Below are 15,395 nucleotides of genomic sequence, written 5' to 3' on the forward strand. Positions count from 1 at the left end.
GCATGGCATGAGTCACACCCTCGACGGCCGCCCCGTCGGCGCCCGGCAGGCCCAGAAGCAAAAGACCAGGCAGGCACTCCTGGACGCCGCCCTCGGCCTCCTGGCGGAGCAGAGCCTGTCCAGCCTCGGCCTGCGCGAGGTCACCCGCGCCGTCGGCGTCGCGCCCACCGCCTTCTACCGGCACTTCCGCGACACCGCCGACCTCGGCGTCGCCCTGGTCGAGGAGGCGCTCGGCAGCCTGCACACGACGCTCGGGGCGATGCTGGCGGCGACCGGGGACGGCGAGGAGCGCATCGCGGGCGCGGTCGAGCTGATCGCCTCGTACGTGCGCGCGCACCCGGCCCACGTCCGCTTCATCGCGCGCGAGCGGCACGGGGGCGTGAAGGCCGTACGGGAGGCGATCGGCGACCAGCTCGCGCTGTTCGCGCGGGAGGTGGCGACGCAGTTCGCCACGGAGCCGGAGGCGGCGGGCTGGAGCGGGGACGACCTGCTGATGCTCGCGCGGATGTACGTGGACCACATGGTGATGACGGCGTCCGCGCTCCTGGAGACCGACGACGAGCGCGCGGTCAGCGACACGGCCCGCAGCCAGCTGCGCCTCGTGGGCCTGGGCCGCCAGCACTGGCTCGACACGCCGGACGACGGCGGCAAGGAGCCGACGGCACCCGGGCCGTCGACGCGCACGCCCCGCGGGCCCTCGACGATCACGTAAGGGGCGACTAGCCTCTTCACTCATGACAAGCGCCCACGCCGACTGGACCCTCGACCAGACCTTCGCCTCCTCCTCCGGCGCCGTCCGCTGGGCCGCGCTCGGCCCCGAGGACGCGCGGCCCGTCGTCCTGGTGCACGGCACGCCCTTCTCGTCGTACGTGTGGCGGGGCGTCGCGAGGGCCCTCGCGCGCGAGCACCGCGTGTACGTGTGGGACCTGCCCGGCTACGGCGCCTCGGAGATGCGCCCCGGGCAGGACGTGTCCCTGGCCGCGCAGGGCGGGGTGCTCACCGAACTGCTCGCCCACTGGGGCCTGGAAGGACCGCGGGGCCCGGCCGTCGTCGCCCATGACTTCGGCGGCTGCGTCGCGCTGCGCGCCCACCTGCTGCACGGCGCCCGCTACGACCGCCTCGCCCTCGTCGACCCGGTGGCACTCGCCCCCTGGGGCTCGCCCACGTACCGGCTGCTCGGTGAGCACGCCGAGGTGTTCGGGCAACTGCCGCCCGCGCTGCACGAGGCGTTGGTACGGGAGTACGTGGGCTCGGCGAGCCACCGCGGCCTGCACCCCGGCGTGCTGGACCGCCTGGTCGCGCCCTGGTGCACCGAGGCGGGCAGGCCCGCGTTCTACCGGCAGATCGAGCGGAACGACCAGCGCTTCACCGACGAGATCCAGGGCCGGTACGGGGAGTTGGCGCTGCCCGTCCTCATCTGCTGGGGCACCGAGGACACCTGGATCCCGGTGGCGCGCGGGCACGAGCTCGCCGGGCTCGTGCCCGGCGCCGAGCTGCGGCTCATCGAGGGCGCGGGACATCTCGTACAAGAAGACGCCCCGGCGGAACTCACGGGCGAGCTCGGTCGTTTCCTCAGTGCGGGCCTCTGACGGATCTCATTGGTACAGAGCGGTGACGGCCTCGGCGGCCCGCGCCAACTCCTCCCGCGCCACCGGCGGCGAAAGAACCTCCACCTGGTCGGCGAAGGGCAGCAGCGTCCGCACCGCCCCCACCGCCTCCAGGCCGAGGAGCACGGTGACCCACTCCCCCGCACCGACGTCACCGTCGAGCACCCGCAGCAGCGCGCCCCCGTGCAGCCGCAGGAACATGCCATAGCGCTCGCGCCGCACCCGCGCCGTCACCTCGACACCGCCCGCGCGCCGTTCGACGCTCCGCTTCAGCGCCTCCCAGGCGTCGGCGAGCTCCACGCCCGCGCGGCGCCGCACCGGCGCGTCGGTGAGCTCCGCCGCGCGCACCCGGTCGGCACGGAACAGCCGCGGCCCGCCCCGCAGATCGGCCACCAGGTACCAGACGCCCGCCTTGGACACCAGGCCGTAAGGATCGACGGTGTACGTCCGCGGCTCGCTCGAACCGCCGTGCGCGTACCGCACCCGCAGGCGCCGGTCGGCGAACACCGCGTCCTGGAGCACCCCGAGGTGATCCGCGGAAGGACCCGCCCCCGGGCCGCGCGCCCAGCGCGAGGCGTCCACCAGGATCCGGCGGCTCGTCAGTTCGGCGGCCGGGCGGTGCGGCGCGGGCAGCGCCGCCATCACCTTGCGCAGCGCGGAGCCAAGGGCCGCGTCCAGGCCGAGGGCGGCGTGCGCGCCCCGCGCGGCCAGCAGGAACAGGGCGCGGGACTCATCGGCGGTCAGCCCCGTGACGTCCGTGCGGTAGCCGGGAAGCAGAGCGATCCCGCCGTGCCGCCCGCGCTCGGCGTACACCGGGACACCGGCCGCCGACAGCGCCTCGACGTCCCGGTAGATGGTGCGCACGGACACCTCAAGACGCTCGGCGAGCTCATGCGCGGGCACCCGCCCACGGGTCTGGAGCAGCAGCAGGATCGAAAGCAGCCGGTCGGACTTCACACGCCCAAGGATCGCGCAGCGCGAACACCGGCAGAGGCACCGGCACCGGCACCCGCACCCACACCCACACCCACACCCACACCCGGCGGGACGGCCCGAGCGACACGAGACACCCCTGAGCGGCACGAGGCGATCCAAAAGCGACGGGAAACACTCCTCACGTCTTCCCAAATTCTGCTTATGATTCGCAGGTGTTCGACTCCCGGCACATCAGGTCCTTCCACGAAGTGGTCCGCACCGGCTCCTACTCGGCCGCGGCCCGCTCGCTCGGCTATACGCAGCCCGCGATCACCCAGCAGATGAAAGCGCTCGAACGGTCCGCGGGCACGGTCCTGTTCACCCGCGTCGGCCGCCGCATGCGGCTGACCGAGGCGGGCGAGGCGCTGTCCCGGCACGCGGGCGTCATCCTCGGCAACATCGACGCGGCCCAGCAGCAGATGAACGCGATCACCCGGCTGCGCACCGGCCGCGTCCGCCTGTGCGCGTTCCCGAGCGCCACCGCCACGCTGATACCGGAGGCGCTGGCCCGCCTCGCCCGCGTCCACCGCGGCATCCGCGTCGAGCTCCAGGAGTACGAGCCGCCGGAGTCGCTGCAGCGCCTGGTGCACGGCGACGCCGACATCACGCTGGCCTTCACCTATCCCGGCCTGCGCGAGGAGGTGCCGGACGAGGTCGTGGAAGTACCGCTGATGGAGGACCAGTTGACGGTCCTGATGCCGACCGGGCACCCGCTGGCGCGGCGCCGCTCGGTGCGGCTCGCCGACCTGTCGCAGGAGCGCTGGATCGCCGGGTGCCTGCGCTGCCGGGCCAACTTCCTGCACGAGTGCGCCGAGCAGGGCTTCGCCCCTGACATCGCCTTCACCACGGACGACAACCTCGTCATCCAGAGCCTCGTCTCCGAAGGGCTCGGCATCGCGATGATGCCGGGGCTCGTCCTGAACTTCCTCTGCCACCGCTCCGTCACCGGCCGCCCCCTGGACCCGGCGTCACGGCGGCAGGTGTCCGCGTACGTGCTCCGGGAGCACCTGCGGATTCCCGCGACGGCCCTCGTCCTCGACGAGCTGAAGGCGGTGGCGGCGAACCGCGTCGGCTGCTGAGCGCACCGACCCGGCCGGGCCTCGACGCGCGCCGACCTGTCAAAGCCTCAACCCATAAGCATTTTTTGACTGTCCGCGAAGAAACTGTCGTTGGACGTAATGAGTGGTGCGCGCGACGCTGCCCGTATGACCACCCCCACCGCGCACCACGCCAAGCCGATACGCACCACCGACCGGCTCGACGCGCTCGTACGCGACATCCGCGAGGCCGTCGGCCGCGGCCTGCCGCCGGATCTGACGGCCTATCTCGTCGGTGAGCGCCTGGCCCCGCACCTCGGCGCGGACGACCTGCTCGCCCCCGAGCACCGCGAGAGCCACGCCGACCGCTACCGCCAGCACCTCCTGCACGCCGAGGCCGACGGCAGCTTCTCCGTCGTCGCCCTGGTCTGGCTGCCCGGCCAGCGCACGTCCGTCCACGACCACGTCTCGTGGTGCCTCACCGGCGTGCACGAGGGCGAGGAGCACGAGCGGCGCTACCGGCTCGTGCCCGCGGCGGGGCCCGCCACCTCCGCGCGGCTCATCGCCACCGAGGACGTCGTCAACCCCACCGGCGCGGTCTGCGGCTTCGCCCCTCCCGGCGACATCCACCGGGTGTGGAACGCGGGCGACGGGCGCGCGATCTCCCTGCACGTCTACGGCGCGGACATCTCCCGCCTGGGCAGCAGCGTGCGGCGGGTCTACGACCTTCCGGCCGACCGCTGATGGCGCTGCTCGGCCACCGCCCGGCGAAGGCGGCACCTCCCGCGCCGGTCCCGCCCTCCGCGCCGGGGCCGCTCCCGGGGCTCGCGCTCGCCGCGGGCGCGGTCGCGCTCGCCTGGCTGACCCACCGCCTCGTGCCCGGCCTGCCGATGCTGACCGTCACCATCGTGCTCGGCCTCGCCGCCGCGCACGCGCCCGGCACCCGCGCCCTGGTGCGCGGCGCCGCGCGGCCCGGGCTCACCTTCGCCGCGAAGCGCCTGATGCGGGTCGGCGTCGTCCTGCTCGGCCTCAAGCTCAGCCTCAGTGATGTGCTCGGGATCGGCTGGGAGACCGTCGCGATGGTGCTCGCCACGGTCGCCGCCACGTTCTTCGGCACCTGGTGGCTCGGCCGCAGGCTCGGCCTCCCGGGCGACCAGCCGCTGCTCATCGCCACCGGCTACTCGATCTGCGGGGCGTCCGCGATCGGTGCTGTCAGCGATGTGTCCAAGAGCGAGGAGCGGGACACGGCCGTGTCCGTGGCCGTGGTCACGCTGTGCGGCACCCTTGCGATCGCCGTGCTCCCTCTCCTGCAGGGGCCGCTCGGCCTGACCGACGCCGAGTTCGGGCGGTGGGTCGGGGCCAGCGTGCACGACGTGGGGCAGGTGGTGGCGACCGCGCAGACCGCCGGGGGCGACGCCCTCGGCGAGGGTGTGCTCGTCAAGCTGATGCGGGTGGCCATGCTGGCCCCGCTCGTCGCCGCCGTCGCCGTCTCGGTACGGGCCCGCGCCCGCGCCCAGGGCACCACGGCGACCGGGCGCCGGCCGGCCGTGGTGCCGCTCTTCGTGGCCGGTTTCCTGCTGATGGTCGGCGTCCGCAGCACGGGGTGGCTGCCCGACCCCGCCCTCGACGCCGCCGGCGTGGCCCAGGAACTCCTCCTGGGGGCGGCCCTCTTCGGCCTCGGCAGCGCGGTGGACCTCCGGTCATTGGCGCGGACCGGGGGGCGGGTGGCCCTGGTGGGGCTGTGCGCGTGGGTGGTGGTGGCGGGGGTGTCGTACGCGGGGGTGTACGTGACCGCCTGACCGCACCCCCCGGCACCCGGCCACCCGGCGGCTTCGGCGCTGTGCCCACCCGTCCCGCCCTCTGGGCGGCCCAGCTGCCCACAGCGGGCAAGGCAAACAGCGCACCCGCAGCGCCACGCGTCGAGGCGACCCTGTCGAAGCCCAACGGCGCACGGGCGGGCGGGTGGGAAACCCCGCCGCGGTAGCGGCGGAATCCACGCACGCACCCGCAGCGCCACGCGTCGAGGCCAGCGATTCGAGGCCCAGGGGCGCACGGGTGGGCGGGCGGGAAGGAGAACCCTGATCCCCCCGCCGGTCAGAGGCGCACGCGGGCCAGTTGGCGTGACTGCGCCACCAGGCGGTCCGCCGAGTCCCATACCTCCGCGTCCTCCTCCAGGAAGCCCCCGGCCAGGTTCCGCGTGGTGATGGAGACCCGCAGCGGCCCGGGCGCGGGCCTGGCCCGGACGTGGGCGGTGAGCTCGATCGTGGGCACCCAGCCGGACAGGCCCATCTCGAACGCCGTCGGCGGCAGCGCGTCCACCGCCAGGAGCAGCGACAGCGGATCCGCGTCCCGCCCGTCGGCCAGGCCGAACCAGCCGCGCATCTCGCCCTTGCCCGAGGGCTGGCCGAGCGCCCACCCGAGCGTCGCCGGGTCGAGCTTCAGCCAGAGCCGGTCGGCGATCGCGGAGCTGCCGGGGACCGCGCCGCGGTCCGGCGCGTCATCGGGGCCGAAGCACTGCTCGGCGGGCGGAAGGGCGGGCGGCAACGCCGTGGTGCGGACGTCGTCGGGCAGCGCGTCCAGGTCTCCGTACGAGGCGACGACGCGCAGCCGCTCGACCTCGCGCCCGCCCTCCTCCTGGAAGAGGGAGGCCTGCCCGGTCGACAGGCCGCGCCCGTCGCGCACGAGCTGGGTGCGGATGACGGCGGGCCCGGGCTCGGAGGCCGTCAGATAGTGCGCGGACACCGTGAACGGGTCCGAGTGCGGCAGCGCGTGCGCCAGGGCGCGGCCGACGATCGCGAGGAGATAGCCGCCGTTGACGGCGCTGATGATGGTCCAGCCCGCCGAGAGGTCGGCGTCGTAGACACCGTCGCCCCGGGGGACGACCTCGGTGTCGCGGTCGAATTCGCTGCTGCCGATCGTCGCGCGCGCCGCGGGCGCCTGAGCTGTTTCAGCCATGCGGGTAACGTACAACACGAAATTACTGAGCGGTAGCTTTTTCTTCCCGCCCCCTGGGCGGCTGCCGCGCCGGTCAGGCCCCGTCCTCCTCCGCGGCGGACGAGCGCCGGTTCCACGCGCGCGGCGCCCGCCAGTGGTAGCGCATCGCGAGCAGCCTCAGCACGAACGCCGTGATGATGGCCAGCGCCGTGGTGAACCCGTTCAGGGCGTCGTACTTCAGGCACAGCGCGACGATCGTGGCCCCCACGATCGCGGGCACCGCGTACAGGTCGCGGTCCCAGCGCACCAGGGACGGCACCTCGTTGGCGACGATGTCGCGCAGCACGCCGCCGCCGACGGCGGTGGCGAGGCCGAGGGTCGCGGACGCGGTGAGGCCGAGGCCGTAGTCGTACGCCTTCGCCGTCCCCGTGACGCAGAACAGGCCGAGGCCCGCCGCGTCGAAGACGTTCACCGCGAGCTGGGTGCGCTCGACCTCCGGGTGCAGGAAGAACACGAGGAGGGCGGCGAGCAGCGGGGTGAGGAAGTAGCCGAGGTCCGTGAACGCGGCGGGCGGGACCGCGCCGATCACCAGGTCCCGGAAGAGTCCGCCGCCGAGCGCGGTGACCTCGGCGAGGACGGCGATGCCGAAGACGTCGAAGTTCTTGCGTACGGCGAGCAGGGCGCCGGAGATCGCGAAGACGAAGATGCCGACGATGTCCAGGGCGTGCTGGACCGACGGGCTGAACAAATCGTGCACGCGCCATTCTCACCCAACGGGTGAGATCCCCCGACCGGGCCGCGCCCGCGCTCCCGCTCCCCGCACTCCGCTCGGCCCGCTGCCCGCACCCCCCATCGCGCTGCGCGCTCGTCCTCAAACGCCGGACGGGCTTGATTCTCCGCGCTGCACGCTCGTCCTCAAACGCCGGACGGGCTCAAAACACCCCGCCCGCTCGCCCCGAAAGGGGCGGGCGGGCGGGGAACATCCGCCGCGAAGCGGCGGATCACTCCTTGCCAGCGTCCTTGGGGGCCGAGGTCTCCTCAGAAGCAGCCGCGGGCGCAGCCTCGGCCTCGTCGGCCGCCGTCGTGACCGTCACCACGTCGATCGCCTCGCGCGCCGCCGTGAGCAGCTTCGTGTCCTCCGGCGCCTGGTCGGCCGCGTTCTCCGGGTGGTGGCAGGCCACCTGGTGCCCGGTCTCCAGGGTGAGCAGCGGCGGCTCCTTGACCGCGCAGATCTCCGTCGCCTTCCAGCAGCGCGTGTGGAAGCGGCAGCCCGCGGGCGGGTTGATCGGCGAGGGCACGTCGCCGCGCAGCAGGATGCGCTCGCTCTTGGCGCCGCGCCGCTTGGGGTCGGGCACCGGCACCGCGGAGAGCAGCGCCTTGGTGTAGGGGTGCATGGGCTTGGAGTACAAGTCCTTGCGGTCCGCCAGCTCGACGATCTTGCCGAGGTACATCACGGCGATGCGGTCGGAGACGTGCCGGATGACCGACAGGTCGTGCGCGATGATCACATAGGTGAGGCCGAGCTCGTCCTGGAGGTCGTCCAGGAGGTTGACCACCTGGGCCTGGATGGAGACGTCGAGCGCGGAGACGGGCTCGTCGGCGACCACCAGCTTCGGCCGCAGGGCCAGGGCCCGCGCGATGCCGATGCGCTGGCGCTGGCCGCCGGAGAATTCATGCGGGTAGCGGTTGTAGTGCTCCGGGTTCAGGCCGACGCGCTCCAGCATGTCCTGGACGGTCTTCTTCAGGCCGCCCTCGGGCTTGACGCCCTGGAGCTTGAACGGCGCGCCCACGATGGTGCCGATGGTGTGGCGCGGGTTCAGCGAGGAGTACGGGTCCTGGAAGATCATCTGGACGTCGCGGCGCAGCGGGCGCATCCGCGCGGTGCCCAGGTGCGTGATGTCGTGGCCCTCGAACTCGACGCGGCCGCCGGTCGGTTCGAGCAGCCGCGTGATGAGCCGGCCCATCGTCGACTTGCCGCAGCCGGACTCGCCGACGACGCCGAGCGTTTCACCGGGCCGTACGTCGAAGGTCAGCCCGTCGACGGCCTGCACGGCCGCGACCTGGCGCTGGAGCAGCCCCTTCTTGATGGGGAAGTGCTTGACCAGGCCCTCGACCTTGAGCAGCGGCTCCACGGACTTCGCCGCCGACGGCTTCGTCGTCTGCTCCGGGATCGTCATCTGTCCGGCTTTCTCTGGCGCCGCGCTCTCCGGCGCGACATCACGTTTCTCGGTCACAGCTTCGGCGCAATCTCTTCGGTCCAGATCCGGGTGCGCTCCTCGCGCGACATGTGGCAGGCCGAGAAGTGGCCGGAGGCGACCTCGCGCAGTTCCGGGCGCTCCTTGCGCGTGATCTGGTCCTTGGGCACGTCGGCGTAGGGGCAGCGCGGGTTGAAGGCGCAGCCGCTCGGCAGGTTGATGAGGCTGGGCGGGGAGCCCTTGACCGGCACCAGGCGCTCGGTCTCCTCGCGGTCGATGCGCGGCATCGAGCCGAGCAGGCCCCAGGTGTAGGGGTGCTGGGGCTCGTAGAAGACCTCCTGGGCCGAGCCGCGCTCGACGCAGCGGCCGCCGTACATCACGAGGAGCTCGTCGGCCATCTCCGCCACGACGCCCAGATCGTGGGTGATCATGATGACCGCGGAGCCGAACTCCTTCTGGAGGTCGCGGATCAGGTCGAGGATCTGCGCCTGCACGGTCACGTCGAGCGCGGTGGTCGGCTCGTCGGCGATCAGCAGCTCGGGGTTGTTGACCAGGGCCATCGCGATCATGGCGCGCTGGCGCATGCCGCCGGAGAACTCGTGCGGGTAGGAGTCGACGCGCTTGTTCGGCTCCGGGATGCCCACGCGGTCGAGCATCTCGATGGCGTGCTTGCGGGCGACCTTCTTGTCCACGTCGTTGTGCACGCGGTACGCCTCGACGATCTGGCGGCCGATCGAGTAGTACGGGTGCAGCGCGGACAGCGGGTCCTGGAAGATCATCGCCATCTCGCGGCCGCGCAGCTTGCGCACCTCGTCCGCGGGGGCGCTGAGCAGTTCGGTGCCGTTCAGCCAGATCTCGCCGGACAGCTGGGCCTTGCGGCGGCCGTACTGGCCCGCCGTGTGCAGGCCGAGGATGCCGAGGCTGGTCACCGACTTGCCGGAGCCCGACTCGCCGACGATGCCGAGCGTGCGGCCCTTCTCCAGGGTGAAGCTGAGCCCGTCGACGGACTTGACCAGGCCGTCGTCGGTCGGGAAGTGCACCTTGAGGTCGCGCACCTCGAGGAAGGCGGTGGGGGCGGCGGAACCGGAGGTGGGCTCGCCCACCGCGGCGCCGCTCTTGGACAGTTCGGTCATCCCAGCCTCACTCGCGGGTCGATGACGGCGTACAGAAGGTCCACGACGAGGTTGGCGATGGCGATGGCGAGGGCCGCGCACAGGGTGACGCCGAGGATCACGGGCAGGTCCTTGCTGCTGATGGCCCTGACCGCTTCGAGGCCGAGGCCCGGAAGGTTGAAGGTGGACTCGGTGAGCACGGCGCCGCCCATGAGGACGCCGAGGTCGAGTCCGAAGACGGTGAGGATCGGCGTCATCGCGGAGCGCAGGGCGTGTCTGCGGATGACGACGGACTCGCCGAGGCCCTTGGCGCGCGCGGTGCGGATGTAGTCCTCGCCGAGGACCTCCAGCATGGTGGCGCGGGTCAGGCGCGCGTACATCGCGGCGTTGAGGAAGGCGAGCACGATCCACGGCAGGATCAGCGTCTGGAACCAGACGTCCAGGCTGTCCTCCGTACTGAGGCTGTCGGCGATCTTCACCCAGCCCAGGTTGTGGACGAAGATCCCCATCGCGACCATGCCGGTGAAGAAAACGGGGAGCGAGACGCCGCCGAGGGCGGTGGTCATCGCGGCGCGGTCCCAGATGGTGCCCCGCTTGAGCGCGGAGACCACACCGGTGGCGACACCGGCGGCGAGCCACAGGACGCAGGCGCCGGCGGCGAGCGCGCCGGTGACGGGCAGGGCGTCCTTGAGGGTCTCCCAGACGGGGGCCTCGGTGCGGAAGGAGTAGCCGAAGCAGGGGGCCGGGCAGTGGGTGACGTCACTGCCGTTGGCGTAGTCCCGGCCCATCGGGATGCCCTTGATGAAGTCCCAGAACTGGACGATCAGCGGATCGTCCAGGCCGAGCTTGGTCCGGATGCCCTCGAGCTGCTCGGCTCCGGCCTGCTTTCCGGCGAAGAGGACGGCGATGTCCTGTCCAGCCCACTTGGGCAGCATGAAGAAGACGGTGAAGGTCGCGAGCAGTACGACCAGCACCATGATGATGACGGCGATCAGGCGCCGGATGAGGTAAGCAAGCACTGTGCGCGGCCCGGCGGTGGCCCCGCCGCCCCCTCGTGAGGGGTGCGGGGCCACCGCCCGGGGCCATCACCTGCCCTTCGGACTGGCGGATATCGGCGGCGGTGTGACGGTCAATCAACTACGGGGGCCACGGCGGGACAAGCCCCGCCGTGGCGGTCCGGCGCTACTTGCTGCTGACGCCGAGCGAGACGTAGTCGTACCGGCCGTTGTAGGCGTCGGACATGTAGGCGTTGGTCAGCCGCGGCCCGCGCCAGGTGATGTTCTTCTCGTACAGGAACGGCATCCAGTCGGCCTGGTCGAGGATGCGCTTGTCGAGCTGCTTGTAGATCTCACCGGCCTTGACCGGGTCGGTCTCCGCGATCGCCTTGTTGAAGAGGCCGTCGACCTTCTTGTCCTTGATCTGCGACTCGTTGTAGTTGCCGTTCTCGACCAGGAAGCGGGAGTCGAACAGCGGCTGCGCGTAGCCCTGGCCGGACGGGAAGTCGGGGCCCCAGCCGGACATCTGCATGCTGTAGCCGCGCTTCTTCACCACGGAGGGCGAGCCGGTGATGCTGGCCGAGTCGGCACCGTCGAGGGACTCGACGTCGATGTCGATGTTGACCTTCTTGAGCTGGGCCTGCAGCGCCTCGGCGGCGTCGACCTCACCCGGGTTGTTGTTGCGCGCGGTCAGCTTGGCGCTGAAGCCGCCCGGCTTGCCGCACTTCTTGAGCTCGTCCTTGGCCTTGGCGACGTCCGGCTTGCCCTTGCGCGCGAGCACGCCGTACGGGTCGTAGTCGCTGTAGCCCGGGATCGCCTTGGGGAAGGTGCTGTTGGCGATGTCACCGGCGGCGAGCTTGCCGCCGCGGGTCTGCTGCAGGCCCGCGAAGTCCGTGCCGTAGAAGACGGCCTTGCGGCAGTGGACGTTGTTGAACGGCTCCGCCGTGTGGACCAGGGCGACGTAGCGCACGAAGGACGTGTGCATGTTGTCGACGCTGTCGCGGTGCTTCTGGACGGCGGTGACGCGGCCGGACTGGGTCATGCCGGTGCCGTTGAGGTCGACGTCGTAGTCGCCGGCCATCAGGCGCTTGTCGTTCTCCTCCAGGTTGGCGGAGATGGTGACGTCGATCTTGTCGGGCAGCGCCGGGCGGATCGGGTCCGAGTCCTTCGACCACTTCTCGTTGCGGACCAGGATGATCTTCTTGCCGGGCTTGTACGTGTCGAACTTGTACGGGCCCGCGGAGAACGGCCGCGAGGTGTACTTCGCCTTGGTGTCCTTCGACGCCTTCACCGGGGAGCCGGACGGCATCGCGAGGAACTGCTCGAAGTCACCGTTGCGCTTGGGCAGCTTGAAGATGATGGTCTTGTCGTCCGGCGTCTGGATCGCCTTCAGACCGAGCTTGTCCGCCGACTTGTCCTTGTACGGACCCGGGTACTCGCCCTTGGGGTCGAGCGCCTGGCGCAGATAGCCGGGGCCGCCGGTGATGGTGTCCTTGGCCCAGATGCGCTCGATCCCGTACTTGACGTCCTTGGAGGTCAGCGGCGAGCCGTCCTCCCAGGTCACGCCGTCGCGCAGCGTGTACGTGTAGGTCTTGCCGTCGGCCGAGATCTTCGCGGTGGACGTGGCGAGGTCGGGGACCAGCTTCGTGCCCGCCTTGCCCGGCTTGGTGTCGTACGACACCAGCTGGCGGGTGTAGAAGCGCATGAAGTCCCAGGACATGCCGTAGTACGCGCGCTGCGGGTCGGCCGAGTCCAGGTCCTGCTTGCCGACCATGCGCAGGGTGCCGCCCTTTTTCTTGGACGCGTTGGCAACCTTGTTCACGGAGGCGTTGTACCCGGCGCCCTTGCCGTCGCCGTCGCCGTCTCCGTCGCCACCGCCGCAGGCCGTGGTGGTCACCAGTGCCGCGACGACGAGGGCCGCGCCAGCGGCGAGCCGCCGTTTCGGGGGAAGTGTGGGCATTTTCTCGCAACCTTCCAGATTCGCGGTCCCTGGCGTATCGCTGCCGAAGAACCATGGAAAGAGCCACCTGACCAGCGGCAGGGGCAAGTCAGTCGGGACTGCTAACGGGTTCCCTTGGGGTCGAGCGCGTCGCGCAGACCGTCCCCGAAGAGGTTGAAGGCGAGCACCGTGATGAAGATCGTCACGCCCGGGAAGACCATGAACATCGGGTCGTGCTCATAGGTTTCGAGGGCGTCGCGCAGCATGCCTCCCCAGGAGGCGGTCGGCGGCTTGACACCCGCGCCCAGGAAGCTGAGCGCGGCCTCCGTGAGGATGTTCGTGGGGATCATCAGCGTCGCGTAGACGGTGATGGGGGCCACGAGGTTCGGCAGGAGTTCACGGAACAGGATGTGGCGCCGGCCGCCGCCGAGGCTCTTGGCGGCCTCCACGTACTCGCGCTCCCTGAGCGAGAGCGTCTGGCCGCGCACGATGCGCCCGATGTACGGCCAGCCGAAGAAGCCGATCACCAGGACGAGGATCGCGACGCGCACGCTCGTCCCCTCCAGGCCGAGGAAGTCGTCGGGGAGCACCGAGACCAGGGAGATGATGAAGAGCAGCTGCGGGAAGGAGAGCAGCACGTCCATCACCCGGCTGATCAGGGCGTCGACCCAGCCGCCGAAGTAACCGGCGATGATCCCGAAGAGCGTGCCGAGCACCACGGCGACGATCGCGGCGAGGAAGGCCACGAGCAGCGAGATGCGGGCGCCGTAGACGATGCGGCTGAATACGTCGCGGCCCTTGTTGGGCTCGACTCCGAAGAGGTAGTCGCTGCTCACGCCGCCGAACGAGCCCGTGGGCAGGTTCGTCAGCGGGTCCAGCTTCTCCTGGTGGAAGTCGTTCGGCGGGTGTCCGAGAAGGCTGACGATCAGGGGCGCGAACACGGCCACGAGGACCAGGACGAGCACCGTGATGCCGCCCGCGAGGGCGACCTTGTCGCGCTTCAGCCGGTTCCAGGCGATCTGCTTGAGGGACCGACCCTCGACCTTCTTCACCCCTGCACCAGCTGCGGGGGCGACGTCCTCAGGAGGTTTCGCTTCCGCAGGTGTGTCATGCATTGGCGCCGTCATCGTGGCAGGGACCCCTCTCAACCGGCGGTGACCGGCCCGCACTTGCCGCTGTAGCGACGTGATCAGTCCGTCGTACACAGGGGCGAAGGCCCCTTGGAGCGGGAGTCTTCAACGGGGTTGTGATCTGTTACCAGCCTTGTCGGGGAATGGATGCGCAACCGTGATGCTGATCGAGGTGTTCCGTTATCCGGACGTGACGGAACGCCGGGCGAACGCGGGGCAGTTGGGGGCCAAGGCGCCACAGGCGCCCATACGGGCACTCCCGCACCAGAGGGGGACATCACGCACATCGGCGCTGATCAGCAGGGTGACGCCGGTTGGCATCCGGCCATTGTCCGGATCACTGCGCCGGGATTGGTGGCGGTTTCGACCGATGCGCTCAGTACGAGGCGGGATATCCGTACCCGCCGGCGGCGGGCGCCGCGGACGCCTGGGCGCCGCGGTCGTAGAACGGGCGGGCGTTCGCGCGCAGCCACAGCGCGACCGGGTCGTGCGGATCGCCCATCGCGACGGTCGACACGGGCAGCCCCTCGGGCACCGCGCCGATCGACTGCCGCATCATCGCGCGCACCGAGTCGACGGACGCGGGCGAGGTGTCGTACACATCCAGACCGATGGCCAGGTACGGGGCTCCGTACGCGGGCTGCACCCAGGCGCGGCGCAGCGCGCGGACCGCCGGGGTGCGGTGCGCGTTCTGGGTCAACAACGCGTAGAACTGCGGGAGTTCAATGGCCGGGTCGGTCAGCCGCAGCGGGCCCGCGGGCTGCGTGTCGAGGCCGCTGGCGATGCGGCGCAGGTCCAGCCAGGGCACGCCGACGCCGCCGCCGGGAGCGTGCGGGTTGAGCCAGAGGCCGTAGTGGTCGGGGAAGAGGGCGCGGGCGACGTCGAGGCCGCCGACGACCTCGTAGCCGCGGTTCCAGCCGCTGGCGGAGAGCTCCTGGGCGGAGGTCACGCACGGGGCGTAGCCGTACCCCTCCACCTCCATGTTTCCGTACTGGGCGTCCGGGGATCCGGCCTGGCCGTGCCAGAGCAGCATCCAGACCTTGTCGTCGGCGAGGGCGTGCAGGAGTGCCTCGTACGCGTCATAGCGCCCCGGCGTCACCTGGCGCAGCATGTGCTCGACCTTTCCGGCCGCAGCCGTGCCCGACGCGCTCACCCGTAACCGCCCCTTCGCGACATGCCTGCACGGCCGTGTGCCGACCGTGTGATGCCCCCAGCTTAAGCGCGGGGTGCGCCCTCGCGGGGCGCCCCAGGCCCGCCCCTTCCCGAACCGGGGGCTGCTGCCCCCGTTCCCCCGCTCAACAGCAATTGGCGCTCCGCGCCTCGTCCTCAAACGCCGGACGGGCTGAAACTCCTCGCCGCAACCGGCAGGTATTGAGCCCGTCCGGCGATTGAGGACGAGCGCGAAGCGCGAAGATTCAGCCCGTCCGGCGTTTGAGGACGAGGCCGCAGGCCGATCGGGGGCGCACCCGGC

General features: G+C 71.3%; 14 protein-coding genes. 5 read left to right on the forward strand and 9 right to left on the reverse strand.

Features of this window, described 5'->3' with window-relative positions; all coding sequences use genetic code 11:
* Window positions 1-7: 7 nt before the first annotated feature.
* Both AC07A4_RS29575 and AC07A4_RS29580 read left to right on the forward strand, forming a co-directional pair.
* A complete protein-coding gene (locus AC07A4_RS29575) occupies window positions 8-712 on the forward strand; it encodes a TetR family transcriptional regulator (protein ID WP_478604237.1) in 705 nt (234 codons plus the stop codon).
* Between the two features lie 22 nt (window positions 713-734).
* A complete protein-coding gene (locus AC07A4_RS29580) occupies window positions 735-1,589 on the forward strand; it encodes an alpha/beta fold hydrolase (RefSeq protein WP_478604240.1) in 855 nt (284 codons plus the stop codon).
* Window positions 1,590-1,595: 6 nt separating this feature from the next.
* Here AC07A4_RS29580 and AC07A4_RS29585 read toward each other — a convergent pair whose 3' ends face one another.
* Window positions 1,596-2,564 carry a helix-turn-helix transcriptional regulator gene (locus AC07A4_RS29585; protein ID WP_478604243.1) on the reverse strand — a complete coding sequence of 323 codons (969 nt, stop codon included), beginning with the start codon at window positions 2,562-2,564 and terminating at the stop codon, window positions 1,596-1,598.
* A gap of 191 nt (window positions 2,565-2,755) precedes the next feature.
* Here AC07A4_RS29585 and AC07A4_RS29590 point away from each other — a divergent pair, with 191 nt between their 5' ends.
* The 3 genes from AC07A4_RS29590 (at window position 2,756) to AC07A4_RS29600 (ending at window position 5,418) form a co-directional block, all read left to right on the forward strand.
* Window positions 2,756-3,661 (forward strand): LysR family transcriptional regulator, encoded by a 906-nt coding sequence (locus AC07A4_RS29590; protein WP_478604246.1) that lies wholly within the window; start codon window positions 2,756-2,758, stop codon window positions 3,659-3,661.
* Window positions 3,662-3,787: 126 nt separating this feature from the next.
* Window positions 3,788-4,363, forward strand: a complete 576-nt coding sequence (locus AC07A4_RS29595) for a cysteine dioxygenase family protein (RefSeq protein ID WP_478604249.1) — start codon at window positions 3,788-3,790, stop codon at window positions 4,361-4,363.
* Window positions 4,363-5,418, forward strand: a complete 1,056-nt coding sequence (locus tag AC07A4_RS29600; RefSeq protein WP_478604252.1) for a YeiH family protein — start codon at window positions 4,363-4,365, stop codon at window positions 5,416-5,418. Before AC07A4_RS29595 ends, AC07A4_RS29600 begins: the two co-directional genes overlap by 1 nt.
* Before the next feature lie 295 nt (window positions 5,419-5,713).
* Here the strand turns inward: AC07A4_RS29600 and AC07A4_RS29605 are convergent, their stop codons facing one another.
* The 8 genes from AC07A4_RS29605 to AC07A4_RS29640 form a co-directional block, all read right to left on the reverse strand.
* Window positions 5,714-6,574, reverse strand: coding sequence for a thioesterase family protein (locus tag AC07A4_RS29605; protein ID WP_478604255.1), 861 nt, complete (start codon window positions 6,572-6,574; stop codon window positions 5,714-5,716).
* A 73-nt stretch (window positions 6,575-6,647) separates the two neighbouring features.
* Window positions 6,648-7,310, reverse strand: coding sequence for a trimeric intracellular cation channel family protein (locus AC07A4_RS29610; RefSeq protein WP_478604258.1), 663 nt, complete (start codon window positions 7,308-7,310; stop codon window positions 6,648-6,650).
* A gap of 244 nt (window positions 7,311-7,554) precedes the next feature.
* On the reverse strand, window positions 7,555-8,730 hold the full coding sequence (locus AC07A4_RS29615; RefSeq protein ID WP_478604260.1) for an ABC transporter ATP-binding protein: 1,176 nt from the start codon (window positions 8,728-8,730) through the stop codon (window positions 7,555-7,557).
* Window positions 8,731-8,783: 53 nt separating this feature from the next.
* Window positions 8,784-9,881, reverse strand: a complete 1,098-nt coding sequence (locus AC07A4_RS29620; protein ID WP_478604263.1) for an ABC transporter ATP-binding protein — start codon at window positions 9,879-9,881, stop codon at window positions 8,784-8,786.
* On the reverse strand, window positions 9,878-10,879 hold the full coding sequence (locus AC07A4_RS29625; RefSeq protein WP_478604266.1) for an ABC transporter permease: 1,002 nt from the start codon (window positions 10,877-10,879) through the stop codon (window positions 9,878-9,880). The genes AC07A4_RS29620 and AC07A4_RS29625 overlap by 4 nt, the downstream gene beginning before the upstream one ends.
* A 163-nt stretch (window positions 10,880-11,042) precedes the next feature.
* Window positions 11,043-12,815, reverse strand: coding sequence for an ABC transporter substrate-binding protein (locus AC07A4_RS29630; RefSeq protein ID WP_478604269.1), 1,773 nt, complete (start codon window positions 12,813-12,815; stop codon window positions 11,043-11,045).
* Window positions 12,816-12,916: 101 nt separating this feature from the next.
* Entirely contained in the window at window positions 12,917-13,921 is a 1,005-nt protein-coding gene (locus AC07A4_RS29635; protein WP_478604272.1) for an ABC transporter permease, read from the reverse strand.
* A gap of 379 nt (window positions 13,922-14,300) precedes the next feature.
* Window positions 14,301-15,077 (reverse strand): enhanced serine sensitivity protein SseB C-terminal domain-containing protein, encoded by a 777-nt coding sequence (locus AC07A4_RS29640; RefSeq protein ID WP_478604275.1) that lies wholly within the window; start codon window positions 15,075-15,077, stop codon window positions 14,301-14,303.
* Between the last annotated feature and the right edge of the window lie 318 nt (window positions 15,078-15,395).

This window comes from Streptomyces sp. NPDC043996 (assembly GCF_056435225.1).

Excerpts from the sequence above, each read along its gene's own strand:
- AC07A4_RS29575 (WP_478604237.1), top strand. The coding sequence starts at position 8 with ATGAGTCACACCCTCGACGGCCGCCCCGTCGGCGCCCGGCAGGCCCAG.
- AC07A4_RS29580 (WP_478604240.1), top strand. The coding sequence starts at position 735 with ATGACAAGCGCCCACGCCGACTGGACCCTCGACCAGACCTTCGCCTCC.
- AC07A4_RS29595 (WP_478604249.1), top strand. The coding sequence starts at position 3,788 with ATGACCACCCCCACCGCGCACCACGCCAAGCCGATACGCACCACCGAC.
- AC07A4_RS29600 (WP_478604252.1), top strand. The coding sequence starts at position 4,363 with ATGGCGCTGCTCGGCCACCGCCCGGCGAAGGCGGCACCTCCCGCGCCG.
- AC07A4_RS29605 (WP_478604255.1), bottom strand. The coding sequence starts at position 6,574 with ATGGCTGAAACAGCTCAGGCGCCCGCGGCGCGCGCGACGATCGGCAGC.
- AC07A4_RS29615 (WP_478604260.1), bottom strand. The coding sequence starts at position 8,730 with ATGACGATCCCGGAGCAGACGACGAAGCCGTCGGCGGCGAAGTCCGTG.
- AC07A4_RS29620 (WP_478604263.1), bottom strand. The coding sequence starts at position 9,881 with ATGACCGAACTGTCCAAGAGCGGCGCCGCGGTGGGCGAGCCCACCTCC.
- AC07A4_RS29630 (WP_478604269.1), bottom strand. The coding sequence starts at position 12,815 with ATGCCCACACTTCCCCCGAAACGGCGGCTCGCCGCTGGCGCGGCCCTC.
- AC07A4_RS29635 (WP_478604272.1), bottom strand. The coding sequence starts at position 13,921 with ATGACGGCGCCAATGCATGACACACCTGCGGAAGCGAAACCTCCTGAG.